Origin of the sequence: Bacillus cereus group sp. MG4, from assembly GCF_040460055.1 — a bacterium.
Taxonomy (GTDB): Bacteria; Bacillota; Bacilli; order Bacillales; family Bacillaceae_G; genus Bacillus_A; species Bacillus_A wiedmannii.
The window spans coordinates 3,954,099-3,978,821 of the sequence record NZ_JARVGZ010000001.1; the positions used below are offsets into that span (position 1 = coordinate 3,954,099).

A 24,723-nucleotide genomic window follows, 5' to 3' on the forward strand; every position below is an offset into this window, starting at 1 on the left:
CAATTTCATTTAGAAATGTGCTTATGATAACGTCTTTTTTATGTTAGAAGGATATGAATGGAAAAAGTGTAAATATATTAGAGAAGGAGGAGATGGTATGTACATTAGTTCTATTTTAAAGAGTGAAGAAATTGCATCATTTATTGCAAATATGAATAAAGATGCTACTCATCATGTTGGTTATTGTGGAGATGAGAAAGAGGAGTTGTTACAGACAATTCTTCATGATTTTTCTGATATAGGCTGGGAACAATCCTTTGCTGTTACTTATGAGGAGAATAAAATAATTGGTGTATTAGGGTTTGATGTGGATGAAGTAAGAAAATGTGCAGAAATATGGGGGCCATTTATTATTGCAGAGAATTGGGAAGAAGTTGCTTTACATATGTGGAAGGAACTTATAGAAAAGGTGCCTTTTCGTATTGAAAAATTTTATGGTTTTTATCATGTGGAAAATAATAATTGTGCCCGCTTAATGAAGGATTTACATGCTAAAGAACAAGATCAACATAGTATTCTCATTTTAAATAATATTGCGGGACAACATGTTATATGTAATATAGAAGAAGCTTTACCAAAAGTATTTGAGCAGTTTATCGCTTTACACAATAATGTTTTTCCTAATACATATTATGAAGGAATTGAAATTATCGAACGTTTAAGTGATACGAATAAATTATTTGTAAGTATGAAGAATGATAAGTTAGAAGGTTACGTATATGTTGAAGTAAATCCGGAGTTTCAAGAAGCGAATATCGAATTTATTGCAACGACTGAAAATAGTAGAAGAAAAGGTGTTGGAGAGCGCTTATTACAAGGGGCAATTCAGTATATTTTCTCCTTTCAAGGGATGAGAGAGATAGAACTATGTTTGAATACGAATAATGATGGTGCGATGAAGTTGTACAAGAAAGTAGGTTTTGAGGAGAAGGCATGTTTACAACACTATATAATAGAGTAAAAACCCATTCGTATGAAAATTATATTTCATACGAATGGGTTTTATTTAATTTATTTTGCAGCCCTCAGTAATAATGGATTCAGGACTAATCGGAGGACAGAATTCTTCTTTAGGAGAGGTGCTAATCGTTACATAACCTTCTTTATTTTTTGCGGAACTTCTTTTGCTTGTAAATTAACATCTTCTTTTCGAAGCTCCTTAAAGAGCGAAATGACCATAAGAACGACTACGATAGAAAATGGTAGCGCAGCAATTATAGCTGCTATTTGCAGTGCATTTAATCCTCCAGCTTGTAATAAAATAGCAGCAATTATGGCGATTGTTAATCCCCATATAAGTTTTAAACTATTTTTCGGTGATAAGCTTCCGTTACTCGTTTGCATTGAAACAACAAATGTTGCCGAGTCAGCAGAAGTAACGAAAAATGTGGCTACTAAAATTAATCCGATAATTGTTAAAAATGTAGAGAACGGTAGGTGTGAAATAACAGCAAATAATCCAATCTCTGTACCATTTTTTGCGATTTCATCAGCTATGCCAATCGATTGGAACATTTCCATATGGATAGCGGTACCGCCAAATACTGCAAACCAAAATGTACAGATAAGAGTTGGGACTAATACAACTCCAATAATAAATTCTTTTATTGTGCGCCCTTTAGAAATACGAGCGATGAATGTACCGACGAATGGAGACCAAGAGATCCACCATCCCCAATAGAAAATAGTCCAGTTTTCAATCCAAGAAGAAGATTTTTCATTAAATGCTCCTAAATTTAATCCCATACTAGGTAAAGCTCCGATATAAGAACCGAGTGTAGATGTGAAATATTTCATAATAAATACAGTTGGTCCTAAAAGTAAAAAGGAGACGAGTAATATACCTGCAAGAGAGAAATTTAAGTTACTCAAATATTTAATCCCACGATCTAAGCCTGTTTGTGCACTTGTTAAATATAAAACAGCGAAGATGGCGATAAGTACGAGCTGTGTAAGTACAGTGTTATGAATAGAAGGGAATAAATAGCTTAATCCTCCGGCGATTTGTTGAGCACCAATCCCAACAGATGGCACAATACCGAATACTGTGGCTAAAACAGCCAAAATATCGACTGTTTTTCCGATAGGAGAATTTTTCGATCGATTAAATAATGGAGTAACTGTAGCCCCAATTGTGCTACCTTTTTGTTTGCGGAATGTGAAATATGCAATTGTTAAAGCAACCATTGCGTATAGTGACCAAGGAAAGAGTCCCCAGTGGAAAAATGAATATTGCATAGCGAGTTTGGCGCTTTCCTCTGTACCTGCGTTTCCTGTTAATGGATCTGTAAAATGTGAAATCGGTTCAGTGATTCCATAAAAGAGGAGGCCAATTCCCATTCCTGCTCCAAACAACATGGATAGCCAAGATGGATAACTATACTGTGGTTTTTCTCCATCTTTACCAAGACGAATAGAACCGTACTTAGAAAATGCTAAATAAGTGGCTAAAATAATCATTGCGGTCATAAGTAGAGAGTAAAACCATCCAAATTTATTGAGGATAAATGAGTTTAAGGAAGATGTAACACTTTGTAAATCATAGCCTTGTATCCAACTTGCCGGGGTAACTCCCCATATGATGAATAATGTTGTTAGCAAGATGGAGATATAAAATACACTGTTTTCTTTTTTTATCATAGAATCCCACCTTTGTTTAATAAAGTTAACAATTATATTAACTATAACAATTAAAAGATTAATTGTCAAAAAATTCGATTTTTATCTTGTGTAAAAGGACAGTTTAATCGCTATGGATTCATAATTATTGGAGGTTAGATAAAGGTAAGCCTGTTCACGATATGTACAAAATATAGGAAGAAATAATATGAAATATTGCATTTTATATTGTTGTATCCGGATTTTATGTTAAATTCTTCAAGGGAATATATAAATAGGGGGCAATGATATGAACAAGAAATCAAAGATTAATAAAGTGATGCTTAGTATTAGTACAATGGCGCTATCGTTAGGAGCAATTCAAACGAATGTATCAGCAGAAGAAAAGGTGCCATACAATGTATTGCATTCGAAACCAGTTGGGATTGAAAAACCAGTAGATGAGATTGGACATGTCTCTAAAGCAGAGGAAACATTATCGTTTCAAGAACGTTTAAAAGTAGGAGACTTTTCACAGCGACCAGCATCTATTATGAAGAGCTCAGAAGTAAAGCAAATTAAAGAAAGCTATTCAATGGCTGATTTAAACAAAATGAATAATCAAGAATTGGTTGAAACGCTAGGAAGTATTAAATGGAATCAAATTACAGACTTATTCCAGTTCAATGAAGATGCAAAGGCTTTTTATAAGGACAAAGGGAAAATGCAAGCGGTTATAGATGAATTAGCTCACCGAGGTAGTACATTTACGAAAGATGATTCAAAAGGAATTCAAACGTTTACGGAAGTGTTACGTTCAGCTTTTTATCTCGCATTTTACAATAATGAATTAAGCGATTTAAATGAGAGAAGCTTCCAGGATAAATGTTTACCCGCTTTAAAAGCAATTGCAACCAATCCAAACTTTAAGCTTGGTACATATGAGCAAGATGCAGTCGTATCTGCATACGGTAAATTAATTAGTAATGCTTCAAGTGATGTGGAAACGGTTCAATACGCATCGAATATTTTAAAACAATACAATGATAATCTTCATACGTATGTAGACGATCGTATGAAAGGACAAGCTGTATACGATATGATGCAAGGTATTGATTATGATATGCAATCTTATTTATTTGAAACTCGTAAAGAGGCAAAAGATACAATGTGGTACGGGAAAATAGATGGATTTATTAATGAAATAAATCGTATTGCTCTTTTAAATGAAGTAACACCAGAAAATAAGTGGCTCGTTAATAATGGAATTTATTTTGCTAGTCGTTTAGGGAAGTTTCATAGTAATCCAAATAAAGGTTTAGAGGTTGTTACACAAGCAATGCATATGTATCCGCGTTTAAGTGAGCCGTATTTTGTTGCAGTAGAACAAATTACGACAAATTATAACGGAAAAGATTATAGCGGTAATACGGTAGATTTAGAGACGATACGTAAAGAAGGAAAAGAACAGTACTTACCAAAAACGTATACATTCGACGATGGATCTATCGTATTTAAAACAGGAGATAAAGTATCAGAAGAAAAAATTAAGAGACTATACTGGGCTGCAAAGGAAGTAAAAGCACAGTATCATCGTGTAATTGGGAATGACAAGGCATTAGAGCCAGGTAATGCAGACGACGTATTAACGATAGTAATCTATAATACTCCAGACGAATATCAGTTAAACAGACAACTGTATGGATATGAAACAAACAACGGTGGCATTTATATAGAAGAAACAGGTACATTCTTTACATATGAGCGTACGCCAGAACAAAGTATTTATAGTTTAGAAGAGTTATTCCGTCATGAGTTTACTCATTATCTTCAAGGGAGATTTGAAGTGCCAGGTTTATTTGGAAGAGGAGATATGTATCAAAATGAGAGATTAACTTGGTTCCAAGAAGGAAATGCAGAATTTTTCGCAGGATCTACTCGTACAAATAATGTAGTACCGAGAAAGAGCATCATTAGTGGATTATCATCTGATCCTGCAAGCCGTTATACAGCAGAGCGCACATTATTTGCTAAATATGGTTCTTGGGATTTCTATAATTACTCGTTCGCATTGCAATCTTATTTATATACACATCAATTTGAAACATTTGATAAAATTCAAGATTTAATTCGTGCAAATGACGTGAAAAATTATGATGCCTATCGTGAGAATTTAAGTAAAGATTCTAAACTAAATAAAGAGTATCAAGAGTATATGCAACAGCTAATTGATAATCAAGATAAATATAATGTACCGGAAGTAGCAGATGATTATTTAGCTGAACATGCACCAAAATCGTTAACAGCAGTAGAGAAAGAAATTAGTGATACGTTGCCAATGAAAGAGGCAAAAATGACAAAACATAGCTCCCAATTCTTTAATACATTTACATTAGAAGGCACATTTACAGGTAGTGTAACAAAAGGTGAATCCGAAGACTGGAACGAAATGAGTAAACGAGTAAATGAAGCACTAGAACAACTGGCGCAAAAAGAATGGAGTGGCTACAAAACTGTTACAGCATACTTTGTCAATTATCGTGTGAATAGTTCAAATGAATTTGAATATGATGTAGTTTTCCACGGTATCGCAAAAGATGATGGAGAAAATAAAGCTCCAACGGTTAATATAAATGGACCTTATAATGGGCTTGTAAAAGAAGGAATTCAATTTAAAAGTGATGGCTCAAATGATGAAGATGGAAAAATTGTTTCTTATTTATGGGAATTTGGAGATGGCAGCACAAGTGCAGAAGTTAATCCAATACATGCATATGAAAGAGAAGGAATTTATAAAGTAGCGTTTAAGAGTAAAAGATGATAAAGGTAAAGAGAGCAGAAACGAAACCACTGTTACGATTAAAGATGGAAGTTTAACAGAATTAGAACCAAATAATCGTCCAGAGGAAGCAAATCGTATCGGGCTAAACACTACTATAAAAGGTAGCCTTATCGGCGGAGATCACACCGATGTTTATACATTTAATGTAGCATCAACGAAAAATATCGATATTTCCGTTTTAAATGAGTATGGAATCGGGATGACATGGGTGCTTCACCATGAATCAGATATGCAAAATTATGCCGCTTACGGTCAAGCTGATGGAAATCATATAGAGGCAAAATTTAATGCAAAACCAGGTAAGTATTATTTGTATGTATATAAATATGATAATGTCGATGGAACGTACGAATTATCAGTAAAATAAGTGCTTTTCCAATGTATGTTTAACTTTACTTTTTGTGGAAAATAGTATATTATATAGATATATAATATATCGGTTATTTACTAGGAGGAGCCTGTCACAATAGGTTTCTCCTGTTCTTTTTTAGGGGCCTGTCATACAGGCTTTTCTTTAAAGGTTAAATAACTGAAAATTAAGAACTATAATCTTTGAAAGAGGTGGGGCATACACATAACAAAAAAGGGATTGTTTAAGAGAGGGGGATAAGAAATGGCTTTGTTTGGTTATCCACTTGAAACAATTTATTTATACGGATTTATTATTGCTACTATACTCACTGTTATTTATATCTTTTTTGGAGATATATTTGAATCCATATTTAGTTTTGGAGGCGGATCTGTATCCGTTGTTACTTTATTACTTAGTTTTTTCGCCATGTTATGTGGACTTAGTTATATAGGAGAATATTTATTTTCCTTTAATAGCATTCTTATTTTCGGGTCTGCATTTGCTATATCCTTTATTGGTGTTTTCATAATGAAAATATTAATTTTAAAGCCGATTGCAGAAGCAGAACAAAACACTGTGCAGCGTATGGATGAATTTATTGGTTGTAAGGGAGAGGTCATTACGACTATTCCTACAGAAGGGTTTGGTGAAGTATTAATTTCCTCCCAATTTGGAAACAATGCAATCCTAGCTAAAACAGTTGGAAAGAAAGATATTTCACAAGGAACTGAAGTTATTATCGAGGGAGTCCAAGATGGTATTCTGCTTGTACAGAACATCGCTTATTCTTTAAAGAAACCAAAATTATAAGGGGGAATTTACATGACGATTCCATTAATTATCGGTGGAGTATTACTCGCAATTTTAATTCTACTCATTTTAGTATTCATTACAAAGTATCGAACAGTTGGACCAGATGAAGCATTAATTGTTACTGGAAACTGGCTTGGTGGCGGAAAAAATGTAGTTACCACTGATGATGGAAAGAAGATTAAGATTATTCGTGGTGGCGGTACTTTCGTAGTTCCGATTATGCAAAGAGCAGAGCCTTTAAGTCTATTAAACTACAAATTAGAAGTGGGAACACGTGATACGTATACGAAACAAGGTGTACCGATTACAGTAAACGGTGTTTCTATTATTAAAGTAGGATCTACCATTGAAGAAGTTTCTACAGCAGCTGAACAATATTTAGGAAAAGAAACAGAAGAGTTGAAAATAGAAGCAAAAGAAGTTTTAGAAGGGCATCTACGTGCTATTTTATCTTCTATGACAGTAGAAGATGCCTATAGTAATAGAGAGCAATTTGCTCAAAAGGTACATGAAGTAGCTTCTACAGATTTAAAGAAGATGGGACTTCGCATCGTTTCCTTTACAATTAAAGAAATCATGGATAAGAACGGTTACTTAGATGCACTTGGTCAGCCACAAATTGCGATGGTTAAGCGTGATGCAACAGTTGCAAATGCAGAGCGTGAAAAAGAGGCGCGAATTGAAAAAGCTCGTGCTGAGAAAGAAGCGAAAGAAGCTGAGTATCAACGTGATGCACAAATCGCTGAAGCTGAAAAACATAAAGAGTTAAAAGTACAATCTTATAAGAGAGACCAAGAACAAGCTCGCGCAGATGCAGATCTTTCCTATGAATTACAACAAGCAAAAGCGCAACAAGGTGTTACAGAAGAGCAAATGCGCGTTAAAATCATTGAGCGTGAAAAGCAAATTGAATTAGAAGAAAAAGAGATTGCGCGTCGTGAAAAGCAATATGATGCAGAAGTAAAGAAAAAGGCAGATGCAGATCGCTATGCTGTTGAACAATCAGCAGAAGCGGAAAAAGTAAAACAAATGAAAAAAGCAGATGCAGATCAATATAAAATTGAAGCGGAAGCAAGAGCGCGTGCAGAAGAAGTTCGTGTAGAAGGTTTAGCGAAGGCGGAAATCGAAAAAGCGCAAGGTCAAGCAAAAGCAGAAGTACAAAAAGCACAAGGTACAGCGGAAGCAGATGTTATCAGATTAAAAGGTTTAGCGGAAGCAGAAGCGAAACAAAAAATTGCAGAGGCATTTGAGTTATATGGCCAAGCGGCAATTATGGATATGGTGCTTAAAATGCTTCCAAGTTATGCGAAAGAAATTGCAAGCCCACTTAGCAACATTGATAAAATTACAGTTGTCGATACAGGTGGCGGTGGTAAAAATAGCGGTGCCGGAAAAGTTGCAGGTTATGCGACTGATTTAATGGCAACGATGCAAGAAACATTAAAAGCTTCTTCTGGCATTGATTTAAAAGAGTTATTAGAAGGATTTGCTGGAAAAGGAGCGGTACAACAATTATCAAACGATAAACCTGTTGTATCTGTAGTAGAAGATGCGAAAAAAGAAGTAGAAAAAGATAAAGAATAGTAAAGCGGGAGGAACCTCTAGTAAGTGAGATACTAGAGGTTCTTCTGTGAATTATAATATTTCGAATAATATACATTTTTATATATTGTTTTAATTATTTAATTTATATAGAATGAAAAAGGTATGTATCAACTCTTCAATAGAGAAAGAGATAGAGAGTCGCATTGATACATTTGAATCGTTTGATTTATATAAAGAAATTAAATGTAAAACAATTACATTTAAAACGGTATGGAGGGGTAGAAATATGTTTCAAGGGAAATTAAGGAGTAGTAGTTTAAAAGCAAAGTTACTTGTATCATTTGTTATCATTTTAAGTAACTACTCAGCTTCCTCACGGAGGCTTTTTTCATTTACTAGTCTGATATGTACTTTTTGTGTGAATACTAGATATATCATACAAGGAGGTGGTATTTATGTTGAAAAAACAAGAAATTCTAGCTGTCTATCAAAAGGGACCTCAAGCTATTTGCGATTTTGTTCATCAATTAGAAAGTCAAATACAGAATTTAAAAGAGCGTATAGAAGAATTAGAAAATCGTTCAAAAAAAAACTCTACAAATAGTCATAAACCACCCTCTACAGATGGTTTTCGTAAGCCTATTACAAAAAGTTTGCGAAAATCATCCCAGCGTCAAACCGGTGGCCAGTTGGGCCACAAAGGACATACTCTTGGTTTGACAGCGACTCCAGACCATACAATTACATATTCTCCTACCTATTGTACTTGTTGCTATACTTCTTTAGACCATGAGCCTGTAAAAGGATACCGCATTCGCCAAGTGTATGATTTACCACCTATCCAGATAGAAGTAACAGAACATAAAGTGGAACAAAAAGAGTGCCCACATTGCCATTCTATTCAAGAATCCCAGTTTCCTTCTACTGTCTCTCGTCCTGTTCAATATGGTCCAAATATAAAAAGACTAATCCCCTATTTAACGCATTATCAGTGTCTTTCTTTAAAAAGAACAAAAGAATTCTTTCAAGATTGTTTTGGACATTCTATCAGTGAAGGAACGTTAGTCAATCATACAAACAGTTTTTCGGCTCAATTGCAGCCTTTTCTCCAAGAAGTAAAAGACCAGATCCTTCAGTCTTCTGTTGTCCATTTTGATGAAACCGGTATGCGTGTAGAAAATAAAACACAATGGTTACATACTGCCAGTACACCGGAGGTGACATTGCAACATATTCATCAAAAACGCGGAAAAGAAGCAATGGATGCTGGAGAAATCTTGCCGTCTTTTTCTGGAATCGCGATGCATGATGGTTGGAAATCATATGATGCGTATACAGATTGTCGTCACGTATTATGTAATGCCCACCTCTTACGAGATTTACAAGGAATTATAGATAGTACCGGAGAAAAATGGGCACAACAGATGCAGGAGTTTTTAACGCAAGCCTTAACGCTAAAAAAACAATACAAAGGACTCCTGCCAAAAGCAGAGCAAGAGAATCTGTCGACTGCCTATCAAGCTATATTAAAAGAAAAACAAGTATTTTCTTCAGAACCAAAAAAGAAAGGAAAACAGACGCCTGCTCAAAATTTATGGAATCGCTTCGTCAAATATGCTGACAGAATTCTAGCATTTTTAGAACATCCAGACATTCCATTTGATAACAATCAAGCAGAACGGGATATTCGAATGACGAAAGTCAAACAGAAAGTGTCTGGAACGTTTCGAAGTAAGAAAGGCGCAGAATCTTTTTGTCAGATACGAAGCTTTATAAGCACCATGAAAAAACAAAAACAATCTGTCTTACAAGCGATAGGTCAGGTTATAGAAACCGGAACGGTTCCTTGGAATTGCACGATTTCATAAGAGAAATTCTCGATTCGATCTAGATTCTTTCTCTTATGGGCATATTTTTTTTCATGTTTTCGAATTGGAAACATGTATTTAGCATGCTTTTTTGTCTGAGGAAGCTGAGTAGTTACCATTTTAATTCTTCCAAGTATTGTAATTGGTTGGACGTCTTATCAACAAGCGAAGACAAACTTTAATGAAACGATTTCACAATCGGCAAAAGACAATATAAAAATTTTGGATAATGTAATTAATAAAGAATTGGATAGTAAAAAAGTAGATGCAGTTTATTTTACGAAACTATTTACACAATCAAGTTACCAAACGGATCAAATACAAAATATCCAAAATAAACTAGAAGAATATAATAAGTTACATCCAGAACTGGAAGCCATCTATACTGGATCCAGCAATGGGCAGTTTATTCAATCACCGTCTATTCAAATGCCAGAAGGATATAATCCTACAGAAAGAGATTGGTATAAAGAGGCAGTGAAAAAAAGTGGAGAAGTAATTATTACAGCCCCATATAAATCAAAAACGACAGGAAATATTGTTATTACAATAGCAAAACAAAATGAGGATAAGAGTGGTGTTCTTGGTATTGATTTAATTATTAATGATATCGTAAACACTTCAAAGATGGTTAATATCGGTAAAAGTGGATATGTAGCAATTTTTGATCAAGATAAAAATGTGGTAGCACATCCAACGATGAAGCCAGGTGATAAGGTAGAAGAGAAACTTGAAAAAGAGTTGTACAAACAAGAAACAGGTGATTTTAATTTCACATTAGATGGTGAAGATCGTCATATCACTTTTAAAACAAATAAGATAACTGGATGGAAAATAGCAGGAATTATGCCTGCAAAAGAAATTATTGAAGCAGCTGAACCTATTTTCTATAAAACGATAACTGTTATTGGTATTTCATTAATAATTGGCGGGATTTTAATTTACTTCATAATTGCTTCTATTATTAATCCGTTAAAACAACTTGTTATATCATCGAAAAAGATTAGTGAAGGCGATTTAACAGAATCTATTGCAGTTCATTCTAAAGATGAAATTGGACAGCTAGGAGAAAGCTTTAACGAGATGGCAGCATCATTACAGAATGTCATTTCCAATATAAATACTTCAGCAGGTCATGTAGCGGCATCTTCAGAAGAATTAACAGCTAGTATGAAGCAGACGAGTGAAGCAACGGAACAAATTACACAAGCGATAGAGCAAGTGTCGAGTGGAGCGGAAATACAAACGAAAGAAGTCGAAGAAGGCGCAACATTATTAGAAGAAGTTACAGAAGGAATTCAACGTGTTGCAGACAGCTCTTCATTAGTATCCACAGCATCTATGTACACGAAGAAAAAGGCTGAAGATGGTGGAAAGTTAGTTGAACAAACTGTGAATCAAATGCAATTAATCCATGAGTCTGTTTCACAATCAGATAAAGTTATTGTTTTGTTAGATGATAAGTCGAAACAAATTGGAGCAATCCTTGAGGTAATTCAACATATTGCAGAGCAGACAAATTTATTAGCATTAAATGCTGCAATTGAGGCTGCGAGAGCTGGAGAACAAGGAAGAGGATTTGCAATTGTAGCAGATGAAGTGCGAAAGTTAGCAGAACAATCAGGACAGTCTTCTACGGAAATTGGAAAACTAGTAAAAGAGATACAATTTGACATAAAAGAAACAGTAAGCTCTATGAAGCAAGTTGGAACAGAAGTACAATCAGGACTTGTAGTTGCAAATGAAACGAAGCAAAGCTTCGCTGAAATATTGAAGTCTACAGATGATACAGTTGTACAAATTGATAGTATGGTAGAAGTAGCGGAACAAATGACAGTAGATGCAAAACAAGTTAGTGCATCTATTAATGAAATTGCAGCAAGCGTTCAAAATATTGCTGGTTCTTCAGAAGAACAATTAGCTTCGGTAGATGAAATCAATGCAGCAGCAGTTCATTTATCGCAAATGGCAGAAGAATTACAAGAGATGATTGGGAAATTTAAAGTGTAATAAAAAATGTTAAGAAACGAGGTAGTAATTGTACTTCGTTTCTTTTTTTGTGAAGATAAAAATAAAGAAATATAGAGTAACCGTGTTATGATTAGTTGTAATCACAAAAGACTGTAAATTCATTAAATTCTATCTTTAATTATGTTAGGGGAATGGTTTTGAAATTTAAAAAGTTAAAACTACAACCGAGAATTACATTAACAATTAGTACACTTATTCTAGTCGTACTTCTGTTAACAAGTTATTTATTTTATTACATATTGTCTGAAACGGTAGAAGAGCAAATTGGGAAACGGGCTTTGCATGTTGCTAAAACAGTTGCTGCTATACCTGAAATAAAGGAAGCTTTTCAAAAAGAAAACCCAGCTTCTATCATTCAACCAATTGCAGAAAAAATTCGAATTGATACAGATGCTGATTTTATTGTAGTTGGGAACAAAGAGGGGATTCGATATGCACATCCTAAGCGAGATAAAATCGGAGAAGAAATGGTTGGTGGAGATAACGAAGGGGTTCTATTAGAAGGGAAATCTTATGTTTCGAGAGCAACTGGATCATTAGGTCCTTCATTACGTGGCAAAGTTCCAATCCGTAATCAGGAAAATGAAATTATAGGCGTGGTGTCTGTTGGATTTTCAATGGATGATATTCATGGAGCGGTAGAAGTGTATGGAAAGCGTGTATTTTGGATTACAATAATAGGTCTTTTAATTGGGATAATTGGTTCTATATATTTAGCGGGAAGTATAAAAAGAATGATGTTTGGGATGGAGCCAGAAGAAATTTCATCTTTATATGAAGAGCATAGTACAGTGATTCAATCTGTACGTGAAGGGATTATTGTTATTGATCAAAATGGCATGATTAGTTTAGTCAATCAAGCGGCTTATGATATTCTTTCGCTAGATAAACAACGAAATATTGTTGGAGAATTTATTTTAAATGTAATTCCTAATTCAACGATACTAGATGTACTTCAAACTGGTGAAGAACAGTTTGATCGTCAATTAAATATAAGAGGGCAGGCTGTTATTGCGAATCGTCTACCTATTAAAGTAAAGAATAAAGTAACTGGCGTTGTATCGAGCTTACGTTTGAAATCTGAAATGGATCAGTTAACAGCAGAATTATCTCAGACGAAGCAATATACAGAGGCATTACGAGCGCAAACACATGAATATAACAATTTATTGTATACGCTTTCAGGTCTTATTCAGTTAGAATTATATGAAGATGCTTTAGAGCTTATTCATACGGAAACAGCGGTATATCAAGATTTTGTTCAATTTATTATGAAGCGAATTCAAAATCCGTGGTTAGGTGGGATTTTAATTGGATTCTATAATAGAGCAAGAGAGTTGAAGATTGATTTTATGCTAGATCGAGAAAGTAGCTTAGATAAATTAAGCCCGCATATTGAGAGTAATTACGTCGTTTCTATTTTAGGAAATTTAATTACGAATGCATTTGAAGCAATTGAAAGAAAGGAAGAGAATGATAAGAAGGTAAGGATGTTTGTAACTGATATTGGAGAAGAGATAGTAATTGAAGTGGAAGATTCAGGACAAGGGATTCATGATGAAGTCATTACTAGCATATTTTATAAAGGCTTCTCTACGAAAGAAGGCGGGAAACGAGGATATGGATTAGCAAAAGTGAAAGAGTTAGTAGAAGATTTAAATGGAAGTATTGCAATCGAAAAAGGGGATTTAGGTGGTGCATTATTTATTATTGCATTACCAAAAGAGAGAGGCGAATTGTAATGGGTGAGGAGATTGAAGTATTGATTGTAGAAGATGATATTCGAATTGCGGACATTCATCGTCGTTTTACTGAAAAGATTGAGGGATTTAAAGTAATTGGAACAGCAACGACTGGAGAACAAGCGAAAGAATGGCTAGAGCTTGTGAAGCCACAGCTCGTTTTATTAGACGTGTACTTACCTGATATGCAAGGAACGGAACTTGTCACATATATTAGGCATAATTTGCATGATACAGATATTATTATGATTACAGCTGCATCGGAAACAGATGTAGTGAGACACGCCCTGCGGGGCGGAGTAACAGATTATATCGTAAAGCCACTTATGTTTGATCGATTTAAGGTAAGTTTGGAAAGTTATCAAAAAAAGATTATGCAGTTAAAGAAAACTAATCAATTATCTATAGAGCAAATAGAACATTTATGGTCTCAAAGAGGTGTAAAGGGAAATGAAATAGAATACGCTCCGAAAGGAATAGACCCTTTGACTTTAGCAAAAATAAAAAAACATATGTTAACAGTGAATGAAGAAGGAATTACAGCAGAAGCGTTAAGTACAATGGTAGGAGTAAGCCGATCAACAGCGAGGCGTTATTTAGAGTATTTAATATCTGGAAAGAAAGTTCATGCGGAGCTTATATATGGGAGTGTAGGGAGACCAGAAAGAAGGTATTTTCTTGTTTCTTCATAACAAAAAAACAGTAGAGAATTACATTTCTTCTACTGTTTTTTTACGTCTTATATTGGAATAATTCCGATTACAATTCCCGTAATTAACATCACCATTGTCGTTCCAACAGCCCAAAGTAACGTAAAGCGTTGATGTTCACCAAAATCAACTTTGGCCATTCCGACTAATAAATAAGTGGAAGCGACAAGAGGACTTAATAAGTGAACAGGTTGCCCAAGTAATGAAGCACGTCCCATTTCAGCTGCACTAATTCCGTAAGCAGCGGCAGCTTTCGTTAAAATAGGTAATACTCCGAAGTAAAATGCATCATTGGACATGAAAAATGTGAACGGCATACTAAGAAGAGCTGTAATAATCGGTAGTTGTGGTCCAAGAGCGTCTGGTATAAGAGTGACTACACTTTGAGCCATTGCATCTACCATTTTTGTTCCTGATAAAATACCAGTGAAAATTCCAGCGGCAAATACGAGAGAAACAACCGCTAATACGTTTCCAGCGTGAGAAGCAATACGTTCTTTCTGTTGTTCTAAGTTCGGATAGTTAAGCATAACAGCAATGGCGAAAGCGATTGTAAATAAAACAGGTAACGGCATAACTTCTAGTATGAGACAGACAAGCAAGGTAACAGTTAATAAAAAGTTAATCCATAGAAGTTTAGGGCGTTTATGAACGGCAACTTCTACTGTGGCAGCTTGCTCATCCATCGTTTGCATTTGTTTTAAGTATTGTACATCCATAATTCCTAATCGTTTTCTTTCTTTTTTGCCAAGATAGTAAGCAACGAAAACGACCCAAATTGCACCAGCGATCATTCCAGGTATAAGTGGTGTAAAGAGCTCTGATGCGTCTAGCCCAAGAGCACTCATAACCCGAGCTGTCGGTCCGCCCCACGGTGTAAGATTTGTCACTCCTGCTCCTAACATAACAACTCCAGCTAATATAAGTGGATTCATTCCAAGGCGTTTATATAATGGGTACATTGCGGAAACCGTAATCATATACGTTGTTGTTCCATCCCCATCTAATGAAACGATAATAGTAAGAATCGCTGTACCAACAACAATTTTTAAAGGATCTCCTTTTACAAATTTCAAAATCCTACTAATGACAGGATCGAATAAACCGCTATCAATCATAATTCCAAAATACAAAATAGCAAACATAAGCATAATACCAGTAGGTGCTAGTTTTTGAATTCCTTCTAACATCATAGGTCCCATATTTGCATAAAAACCGCCAATTAATGCGAAAGTAATTGGAATTAATATTAATGCTACTAGTGCTGACATACGTTTCGTCATAATTAAAAACATAAAGACAAATACCATCGCAAATCCAAGTAGTGCTAACATGTAATCTCCCCCTCCAAAATGATTGCGCTTTCAAAATGTGATGAAAATTCAGAAAAAGTGTTTTTTATTTATCATAAAAGCATTCATTCAAATGATAAATAATTTGAAAAATAACATCATTAGAAGCATAATTTTTATTTTGGTCATTTTGTTCACGGTAGTTAATTTGAATTTTTAAAAAGTAAGCTGCTCTCCGTAAGAATGGTAGAATAAGATGAAAATATTGAAGTGTGAAATAGGGAGTAGATTTTATATGAAAACGAGAATGGAAGAGATTTATAGTTCTTATGAAGGAAAAGTAGAAGTGATTTTTGTTAATGAATCTTCTTACGTATATGAGTGGGAAAATTTAATGATGATCCGAAAAAATAACGGTGAGCTTGAAAAAGTTGCGGTCGGTATTAGTGGAAATATAAGATTAGTAAATGTAGTTGCTGGGCAGCAAATTAATACAGATACATTATTAGTTAAGTTAGAAGACGATTTATTAATTACAGGTTGTGAATGATGAGAGATGTGTAGAAATGGCTACACATCTTTTTTGGTCTTTATATTACAAAAAGTACATTATTTTTTCACAAATCTCACACAACTTTTTGATATGCTCCTTGTGGAAGATACGGTTAGGGAGGAAGTAAAATGAGAACAAAGTATGTGACACTTGCTATATGCTTATTCTTTGTCTTTACAATAGTAGGATGTGGTAAGAAACAAGCAGAGGCTGTAGCAATTGATGAGAAACATGATAAGTGTGATATTTGCCAAATTGGGGTAATGGATAATCAATTTGCAACAGAAGTCATTTTAGAAAATGGAAAAGCGTTAAAGTTTGATGATATCGGTTGTATGTATAAATGGATGGAGATTAATCCAGGTGAAAAGACGAAAGAAAAATTTGTTCGAGATTATGATTCGAAAGAATGGATTTCGTTAGAAGATGCGACTTACGTATATGATAAAACAATAACGACACCGATGGCTTATAATGTCATTTCATTTGAAAATAAAAAGGATGCAGAGAGTTTTGTGTCTAACTATAAAGGGAAAGTTCTTTCATATAAAGAGCTAGCAGAGCATAAATGGGAAATGAATAAAGAGATGATGGGGAACCCGAAAAAGGGAAATCACGGTGGTCATCATTAATACTAAAAAAAGACAACTACATAAGTTGTCTTTTTTTAGTATTACTCAGGTGCAAATATAGAAAAGGTGTAAAAATTTTAGAAGAACGGTTACAATGGAATATAGTAACCTAAAGCAATCATTTATGTACTTTTTAGAAATGTATACAAATGCGGTAAAATCGTGCTAAACTAATTGCTTCATAATGTTAATGATAAGGCCATCAGGCACATCATTCCAATAGGTTGAGAAACATAGTATAGGTTTTAAGATAATCCGATTAAAGAAGGAATATAAAGGGCTTATGGATAAATGTACTCAAGAAGAGTTATTGTATGTGATGGAGGAATGGTTAAGAAAACATTATCTTTCATAGGAGCTGTAGTTGTGAGAAAACAAAAAATTTTATTATGTATGTTATTAGGATTTTTAATGACGGTAGTGGCTTGCGATAAGCAAGAGGAGCCAGAATCGAAACCGGTTCATGTGAAAAACGAAAAGAAAAAAGAAAAGCATAAAGAACAGGAAGAACCTAAAGAAGAAAAAAGTATAAATTTAATGGACAAACAGTTGCTACTTTCTGCGACTCTTGGAGACACGGAAACAGCTATGAAGCTGATTCAAGATGGAGCCAATATAAACGTAGAAGGTGACAACGGAGAAACTCCTATCCTTGCAGCAACGTATCAAAATCATGTAGAGACAGTTAAAGCGTTAATTGGTGCAGGTGCTAATATTGAAAGGAAAGATGAGAAACAAAGTAATCCATTTCTTTATGCAAGTAGAGAAGGATATACAGACATTGTAAAGCTACTAATTAATGCAGGGGTTAATACGAAAGAAACTACTAAATCAGGTGGAACAGCACTCATTTCTGCATCTGAACGTGGCCATGTAGAGGTCGTAAAAGAGTTATTAGAGCATACAGATATTGATGTGAATTATAGAAATGCTCGTGGTGGAACGGCTTTAGTAGAAGCAATCGTATTAGGAAATGGTAGTGAAAATCATAAGAAAGTAATTCAAATGCTTATTGACCACGGGGCAGATGTAAATATGGCCAATAAGGAAAATATAGCACCACTGCAATATGCTGAAAAAAGAGGTTTTAAAGATATTGCAAATATGTTGAGGTTAGCTGGAGCGAATGAAGTCGTACAGCCACAACCGGTGGAATAACAAGATAAAGAAATAAAAAGTACGAAATAATCTCATTTAGATAGACAGAATGAAGAAGTCATTTAGTATGATGGATTCAGTAATGTGTATTTGAATGGGATTTTTGTTTTGAAAAAATTGTTTGAGGGGAGGTATAGACACATAGTAAAAGGAATAATAAAGTGCGTAAATGAAACATGGAAATAAGAAAAAGCCGTATCCGAAATGAAGTGAACCCGAATAGTGGTACATGAAAAAAACACCTCCTGAATTCGCATACTAAGTATGCAAATTCAATGGAGGTGTTTTTTCGTATGACGACAAGAGTTCATTACCCAGAAGAAACAAAGTGGAAAGTAATTGAAATGAAGAAAGATGGTTATTCAAATCGTACAATTATGGAGAAACTCGGAATTAAAAATGTTTCCCAAATTAAGACATGGATGAAATGGTATCGTACAGATCAAACGTATCGTTTTCAACAACCTATAGGAAAACAATATTCTTATGGAAAAGGACCAAAAGAGCTCAGTGAATTAGAACAACTACGTTTAGAAAATAAGCATCTAAAAACAAAATTACTTGTATGGGGAAAGTATCTGGAAATCGAAAGGGGCTGAAACCAGAAACTGTAGTTACTTTATGGAAAAATGTAAAAACAAAAATAACGATAAAAGAATTGTGTAACGTATTAGAATTACCCCGTTCCACATTTTATCGCTGGTTACAACGAACGGAAGATCGGAAAGATGATATAGAAGAGAAAGTAAAGGACGTCTGTCTTAGGCATAAATTTCGGTATGGATATCGAAGAGTGACGGCTACTCTTCAAAAAATGGGACTGTGTGTTAATCATAAAAAAGTATTACGAATCATGAGACAAAATCACATTCTTTCAAAAGTACGTCGAAAGAAAAAGAAATATATCAATGGTGCGGAACCAATGGTAGCCCCTCATCGATTGGAGCGTGAATTCGATGCATCCAGACCAAATGACAAGTGGTTTACAGATGTGACGTATCTCTTATTTGGAGAGCGTACCTTGTATTTATCAACGATCATGGATGCCTTTAATCGTGAAATTATTAGTTGTGTCATCAGCGAATCACAAACACTGGCATTAGCGATGAAGACATTGAAACAAGCAATGAGAGGGCGAAGAGTAAAAGATGTCCTTCTTCACTCGGATCAAGGAAGTATTTATACAGCAAAAGAATTTCAAGCGTATGCCAAAGAAAACGGCATTATCACCAGCATGTCCCGGAGAGGAAATTGCCATGATAATGCCGTCATGGAAAGCTTCTTTGGTCATTTGAAAAGTGAAGCTTTCTATTCACAAGAGATAACAAAAGTATCCAACACAACTGTGCGAAAGATTGTGCTAGAATACATTCATTACTACAATTGTGTGCGAATTCAAGAAAAATTAAACCACCTATCCCCTAAAGAATTTAGGGAACAAGTGGTTTAGGTGTTTTGATTGGTGTCCCGTTTTCGGGGTTCACTTCAAAAAAGGATACGGCTTTTTCAAGGAGATAAGGGATCAAAAAAATGAAGAAGTCTTATCTCTTTTATATGAGTAAAGGGTCTAGAATGAATCTTGTCCTTTTCATTATTTGTTTAACTCCATTGCAACTTGTTTACCATTTACGAAAACCTCTGCCACCGCTACTACAACTTCCATCACTTTTTTCATGTCTCATCTCTCCTTGTTTTTGTTTCATTTCTTACTTTTAGTATAAGGAAATATAGCACTTGCAACTATCGAATTGGATGACAAGAGACTTACATTGTTGTAAGGACAATCGTTTTATTTGTAATAAATGTGATTTTGAATGTGGATTCAGAAATTTCTGTTGTTTTGAACTATAATTAGAAAGAGAGTAGCTTAGAAAGAAGGGAATAATATGAAAAGAATTCTTGTTATTAGTGATATTCATGGAGAAATAGAAAAGTTCGAACGGTTATTGGAAGAAGCTCAATATGATGTAAGACAGGATCAATTAATTTTACTGGGAGATTATGTGGATCGTGGTCCAAATGCGCGTGCTGTAATTGAAAAGGTAAAAGAGTTAAAAGAAGAGGGAGTCTTCGTTCTAAAGGGCAATCATGAAGATATGATGATTAAAGCGTTAACGACAGATGAGGAACGTTCATGGAATCATTGGGTAAAAAGGAATGGTGGAGATAAGACTTTATACAGCTATGGCTTTGTAGAAGAAGATATTGTGGTTAATGAAGAAGTCTTCCAAAAACCGATTTTACAATCGCATGTTTTAGAGGAACATGTAAAGTTTATTCAAGAATTAGATCATTATGTTGAAGCAGAAGAGTATATATTTGTACATGCCGGTGTTGAGCCATTGAAGCGAGTTTCGGAATGTGAACCATATACGTTAATGTGGATACGTAATGAGTTTCATAGTGGGTATAGTGGTGAAAAGGTTGTTGTATTTGGTCATACGGAAACAAAAACGCTTCATGGTAGTGAGAATTGCGGCGTGTATTTTGGGAGTAATCGTATTATAGGGATTGATGGCGGTGCTGTATATGGTGGCCAGTTAAATTGTTTAGAATTGCCGAGTAAAAAGGTATACGTAGTAAAAAGTTGAAAGAAATAAGGGGAATCTTATTTCTTTCAATTTTTTATTAAGCTAAATTTAAGGAAGAGCTTTTATAATAAATCTTCCAAATTTTACATTGAGAAAAACGTTAAAATGTAATTATAAATAGGATTGAACAATATGGTGGAAGGTGAGAATATGCGCTTACTCGTAGTAGAAGATAATGCTTCTTTATTAGAGTCTATTGTCCAAATATTACGCGACGAATTTGAAGTAGATACAGCATTGAATGGAGAAGATGGATTATTTCTAGCGTTACAAAATATATATGATGCCATTTTGCTTGATGTGATGATGCCAGAAATGGACGGTTTTGAAGTGATTCAAAAAATACGTGATGAAAAAATTGAAACACCAGTCCTATTTTTGACAGCGAGAGACTCTCTAGAAGATCGAGTGAAAGGCTTAGATTTTGGTGGAGATGACTATATTGTTAAGCCGTTTCAGGCTCCAGAATTAAAAGCAAGAATTCGTGCGTTGTTACGAAGAAGTGGTAGTTTAACAACAAAGCAGACTATTCGTTATAAAGGGATTGAACTGTTCGGAAAAGATAAAGACGTTCAAGTAAATGGACAAAGTATGAAGTTAACATTAAAACAATATGAGCTTTTAGAGTACCTTATTCAAAATAGCGGAAAGATTTTAATGCGTGAACAAATTTTTGATCGTGTTTGGGGATTTGATTCAGATACGACAGTAGCAATTGTAGAAGTATATGTACATCATTTACGTAAAAAATTAGAGCCATTCGGTTATCAGAAAGATATTCAAACTGTTCGAGGTATTGGATATATATTAAAAGAACAATGAAAAAGGGAAGCATGTTTCAGAAAACACGCATTCGATTGACTATATTGAATTCATTAGTATTTATTATCTTGATAGGTGTATTAGGCAGTATCATTTATTCATACACATATAATCGTATTTATAATGAAGTAGATAAATCGATAGGAAAATCCGTTCAGCATAGAAAGAATTCAGATGATAAAAAACTACCTAAAAAAATCAGGGGATATCCTCCGATTGGGGATCCAAGGATAATGGAGTTAACTTGGCTTGGAAACACAGTGGAGATAGGTATTGAAAACGGCAAACGCCGTTTTATCTTTGAAGATAATTTGGAAAAGTTTTCTCCAAAGAAATTAGGAACTTTGCAAGATACAGAAGTGCAAGGGCAATATTTTAGAACGTTTGCATTTCAACAAGATACAAAAATAGTTCAAATTGTACGCGATATAACAGCTGAAAAAGAAATGGTAAATACTTTATTTTTAATTCTTGTTATTGGTTGTAGTGTAGGAAGTTTATGTGCAATAGGCATCGGCTTTTTCTTAGCCGGCAGGGCACTCATACCCATTCAAAATTCGTGGGAAAAGCAGCAGCAATTCGTTTCGGATGCATCGCATGAATTAAGGACACCACTTGCGGTTATTCAATCAAAAACGGATGTGTTATTCCAGTCACCATCTGCGACAATAGAAGAAAAAGCGATGGATATTTCTACGATTTCAAAGGAGTGTAGACGGTTATCTAAGCTTGTAACTAATTTATTATTGTTAGCACGTTCGGATTCTAATCAAATTGAGATGGATAAGAAAACATTTGAAATGGATAAATTGTTAGAAGAAATAGTAGATCCATATAAGGAAATTGCTTCATATCAAGAAAAAGAGATGATATTGAAAGTAGAACATGACATATCATTTATGGGTGATAGAGAGAGAATTCATCAAATGATGGTCATATTGTTAGATAATGCGATGAAGTATACAAATGGGGGCGGGCATATTCAAATCGATTGTACGCAAACGAGCAATTCAATTCGTATACGGGTGAAAGATGACGGGATAGGGGTTAAAGATGAGGACATCCCAAAATTATTTGATCGTTTTTATCAAGGTGATAAAGCGAGAAGTGCGTCAGAAGGAGCGGGATTAGGCCTTTCAATCGCAAATTGGATTGTAGAAAAGCATTATGGGAAAATATTAGTAGAGAGCAAATGGGGAGAGGGTACTTGTTTTGAAGTGAATTTCCCTAAAAACCAAAGAATATAAGTGAGAAGACGATCTTGTTTTTGCAAGGTCGTCTTTTTTTAAGGGAAAGTTAAGAAACTATTTATAACATGTATGATATACAGAAAGTTCGCCCTATGAAGAAGTGATTATAAAAAGGTATTTGAAAAGATTATATCGATCATAATGTTATTTCGATTATGTATAGGGAATGATGGAAAAGAAAGTGTAAGAGGGAGGAATTAATTTTGAAAAAGAAAATGATGACGGTATTCACTATTGGAGTAATGAGCTTAAGCATATTAGGGGGTGCCTCTCCTTCTGAAACATCACAAGGAAAGACAAATTACACGCAGCGCAGTAAAGAACAATTAAATAATGGGAAGATACATGCGGTGCATACAGAAGAAAAGGCGGAGAATCTAGGTATTGAAACGGAAGGGAAAGAACAAATTACGCTAGAAAAAGAAATTCATGAGACGGAAGTAGGAAGAGAAGCTGAACAGTTAGGAATTTCGATTGAAGGAAAAGACGTTGGAACTCTTTCAGAAGAAATCTATGAAACAAAAGTGAAGCAAGAAGCGTTAAAGCTAGGCATATCTATAGAGAATACAACGATTGTAAATTTAATTAATCAAATTAATACGATTAAAATTAATGATGAAGCGGATAAATTAGGCATTTCGACAAATGGAAAAGAAATAGAAGACATTGAGGAAGAGATCTATGGAACGAAAGTAAGAGAGGAAGCAGGGAAGTTAGGTATTTCCCAAAAAGGAAAAGAGATAGAAACGTTAGCGCAAGAAGTGTACGAACAAAAAGTGCAGGAAGAAGCAAAAAAATATCATATTGATTTGTATGGTAAAGATATATATCAAGTATTAAGCGAAATTAATGAACAAAAAGTGTTACAAATGGCAGATGAGCTTAATATGGATAAAACGAATATGAACGCTCAAGAATTAGCAGAAAAAATTAAAAAAAATCAGCCTGAAAAAGGAAAAGAACTAAATTTTGTACCGGTGATTCGCACGGATGCTGACGCGTTTTATTCTTATTTAACGAACTAAAAAGGGCGTGAGAGTGATACGGAGATGGAAGTGGTATATATGTATGGCTTTACTAGCTATAGCAGTATGGAATGTATATACAAATGGCATTACAAAGTATGTGGAGAAGTTAACATTCTTCAATATACAAAGCGGAAAAGAAGCAGATTTTAGTAATAATGATGAAAAGGTCATCTTATCGAATGTACCTTTAATTCAGCAATTACCAGAGCTAGATAGAGGCTGTGAAGTGACTAGCTTAGCGATGATGTTACAATATGCAGGCATTACAGTGGATAAGATGAAATTAGCAAATGAAATAAAGAAAGTTGATTTTATGAACGATGGTGTACGTGGGAATCCGAATGAAGGATTTGTAGGGAATATTTATACCTTTTCTGAATCTGGATATGGTGTATATCACGGACCACTTTTTCAATTAGCGAAAAAGTATTTACCTAATAAAGCTGTGGACTTAACAGGGAAGAGTATAGAAGAACTTTATAAGAGTGTAAAATCAGGACAACCAGTAGTTATGATTACGAATGCAACATTTGCGCCATTAGATGAAGATGAATTTACTACATGGGAAACAAATAGCGGAGATGTTTCTATTACGTATAATGAACATTGTGTAGTACTGATTGGATACGATGAAGAATTTGTATATATTCGGGATCCTCTCGAGGATAGCCTAGATGTAAAAGTGCCGAGAGGAACATTTGAAAAGGCATGGATGCAAATGGGGAGTCAGGCGATTAGTTATGTGAAAAGCTCTAAATGAATTAGTAAGGAAATAGATGTAAGGAACTGTAAGAGGAGTTTTTGTGGGTGTTTTTTGTTAAGAAATAAGAGAACTTCAGCTTATTATATAAGCTGAAGTTCTCTTATTTTTTATGATTAAATATTTAGAAGTAGTG

17 protein-coding genes and 2 pseudogenes are annotated in these 24,723 nt (G+C 34.6%); 17 read left to right on the forward strand and 2 right to left on the reverse strand.

Annotated features, from left to right (window positions below):
* Nucleotides 1–97: 97 nt before the first annotated feature.
* The gene (locus tag QCI41_RS20760) at nucleotides 98–961 is read left to right on the forward strand and encodes a GNAT family N-acetyltransferase (RefSeq protein WP_353836801.1); all 864 of its coding nucleotides are present in this window, start codon (nucleotides 98–100) and stop codon (nucleotides 959–961) included.
* 128 nt (nucleotides 962–1,089) lie between these two features.
* Here the strand turns inward: QCI41_RS20760 and opuD are convergent, their stop codons facing one another.
* Nucleotides 1,090–2,640, reverse strand: coding sequence for a glycine betaine transporter OpuD (opuD, locus tag QCI41_RS20765; RefSeq protein WP_353836800.1), 1,551 nt, complete (start codon nucleotides 2,638–2,640; stop codon nucleotides 1,090–1,092).
* A 268-nt stretch (nucleotides 2,641–2,908) separates the two neighbouring features.
* On the opposite strand from opuD, the pseudogene colA reads away from it, so the two are divergent.
* From colA to QCI41_RS20800, 7 genes and pseudogenes are all read left to right on the forward strand, one after another.
* Nucleotides 2,909–5,807, forward strand: a pseudogene (gene colA, locus QCI41_RS20770) (collagenase ColA).
* 246 nt (nucleotides 5,808–6,053) lie between these two features.
* Nucleotides 6,054–6,602: an NfeD family protein gene (locus QCI41_RS20775; RefSeq protein WP_353836799.1), complete on the forward strand. Its 549-nt coding sequence runs from the start codon at nucleotides 6,054–6,056 to the stop codon at nucleotides 6,600–6,602.
* Nucleotides 6,603–6,614: 12 nt separating this feature from the next.
* Nucleotides 6,615–8,189: a flotillin lipid rafts scaffold protein FloT gene (locus QCI41_RS20780; RefSeq protein WP_353836798.1), complete on the forward strand. Its 1,575-nt coding sequence runs from the start codon at nucleotides 6,615–6,617 to the stop codon at nucleotides 8,187–8,189.
* A 416-nt stretch (nucleotides 8,190–8,605) separates the two neighbouring features.
* The gene (gene tnpC / locus QCI41_RS20785; RefSeq protein WP_353836078.1) at nucleotides 8,606–10,018 is read left to right on the forward strand and encodes an IS66 family transposase; all 1,413 of its coding nucleotides are present in this window, start codon (nucleotides 8,606–8,608) and stop codon (nucleotides 10,016–10,018) included.
* Between the two features lie 111 nt (nucleotides 10,019–10,129).
* Nucleotides 10,130–12,028 (forward strand): annotated as a pseudogene (locus tag QCI41_RS20790) (methyl-accepting chemotaxis protein); the annotation flags it as partial.
* Nucleotides 12,029–12,180: 152 nt separating this feature from the next.
* Nucleotides 12,181–13,791, forward strand: coding sequence for an ATP-binding protein (locus QCI41_RS20795; RefSeq protein WP_483299045.1), 1,611 nt, complete (start codon nucleotides 12,181–12,183; stop codon nucleotides 13,789–13,791).
* Nucleotides 13,791–14,483 carry a response regulator gene (locus QCI41_RS20800; protein ID WP_353836796.1) on the forward strand — a complete coding sequence of 231 codons (693 nt, stop codon included), beginning with the start codon at nucleotides 13,791–13,793 and terminating at the stop codon, nucleotides 14,481–14,483. The genes QCI41_RS20795 and QCI41_RS20800 overlap by 1 nt, the downstream gene beginning before the upstream one ends.
* A 47-nt stretch (nucleotides 14,484–14,530) precedes the next feature.
* Here the strand turns inward: QCI41_RS20800 and QCI41_RS20805 are convergent, their stop codons facing one another.
* The gene (locus tag QCI41_RS20805) at nucleotides 14,531–15,835 is read right to left on the reverse strand and encodes a CitMHS family transporter (RefSeq protein ID WP_353836795.1); all 1,305 of its coding nucleotides are present in this window, start codon (nucleotides 15,833–15,835) and stop codon (nucleotides 14,531–14,533) included.
* Between the two features lie 253 nt (nucleotides 15,836–16,088).
* Here QCI41_RS20805 and QCI41_RS20810 point away from each other — a divergent pair, with 253 nt between their 5' ends.
* The 9 genes from QCI41_RS20810 (at nucleotide 16,089) to QCI41_RS20850 (ending at nucleotide 24,587) form a co-directional block, all read left to right on the forward strand.
* A complete protein-coding gene (locus QCI41_RS20810) occupies nucleotides 16,089–16,343 on the forward strand; it encodes a hypothetical protein (RefSeq protein WP_353836794.1) in 255 nt (84 codons plus the stop codon).
* Nucleotides 16,344–16,474: 131 nt separating this feature from the next.
* Entirely contained in the window at nucleotides 16,475–16,978 is a 504-nt protein-coding gene (locus tag QCI41_RS20815; protein WP_046956759.1) for a nitrous oxide reductase accessory protein NosL, read from the forward strand.
* A gap of 291 nt (nucleotides 16,979–17,269) precedes the next feature.
* Nucleotides 17,270–18,136 (forward strand): ankyrin repeat domain-containing protein, encoded by an 867-nt coding sequence (locus QCI41_RS20820; RefSeq protein ID WP_353836793.1) that lies wholly within the window; start codon nucleotides 17,270–17,272, stop codon nucleotides 18,134–18,136.
* Nucleotides 18,137–18,429: 293 nt separating this feature from the next.
* Nucleotides 18,430–19,586, forward strand: a protein-coding gene (locus QCI41_RS20825) for an IS3 family transposase (RefSeq protein ID WP_353836606.1) whose coding sequence is annotated in 2 segments (ribosomal slippage) — nucleotides 18,430–18,682 and nucleotides 18,682–19,586 — 1,158 coding nt in all. Because the reading frame shifts where the segments join, the coding sequence is not laid out codon by codon here.
* A 436-nt stretch (nucleotides 19,587–20,022) separates the two neighbouring features.
* Nucleotides 20,023–20,727, forward strand: a complete 705-nt coding sequence (locus QCI41_RS20830) for a metallophosphoesterase family protein (RefSeq protein WP_353836792.1) — start codon at nucleotides 20,023–20,025, stop codon at nucleotides 20,725–20,727.
* Between the two features lie 150 nt (nucleotides 20,728–20,877).
* Nucleotides 20,878–21,549: a response regulator transcription factor gene (locus QCI41_RS20835; RefSeq protein ID WP_353836791.1), complete on the forward strand. Its 672-nt coding sequence runs from the start codon at nucleotides 20,878–20,880 to the stop codon at nucleotides 21,547–21,549.
* Entirely contained in the window at nucleotides 21,546–22,796 is a 1,251-nt protein-coding gene (locus tag QCI41_RS20840) for a sensor histidine kinase (protein ID WP_483299044.1), read from the forward strand. Before QCI41_RS20835 ends, QCI41_RS20840 begins: the two co-directional genes overlap by 4 nt.
* A gap of 206 nt (nucleotides 22,797–23,002) precedes the next feature.
* A complete protein-coding gene (locus QCI41_RS20845; protein WP_353836789.1) occupies nucleotides 23,003–23,824 on the forward strand; it encodes a transporter in 822 nt (273 codons plus the stop codon).
* 13 nt (nucleotides 23,825–23,837) lie between these two features.
* A complete protein-coding gene (locus tag QCI41_RS20850; protein ID WP_142343581.1) occupies nucleotides 23,838–24,587 on the forward strand; it encodes a C39 family peptidase in 750 nt (249 codons plus the stop codon).
* The last annotated feature ends 136 nt before the right edge of the window (nucleotides 24,588–24,723 follow it).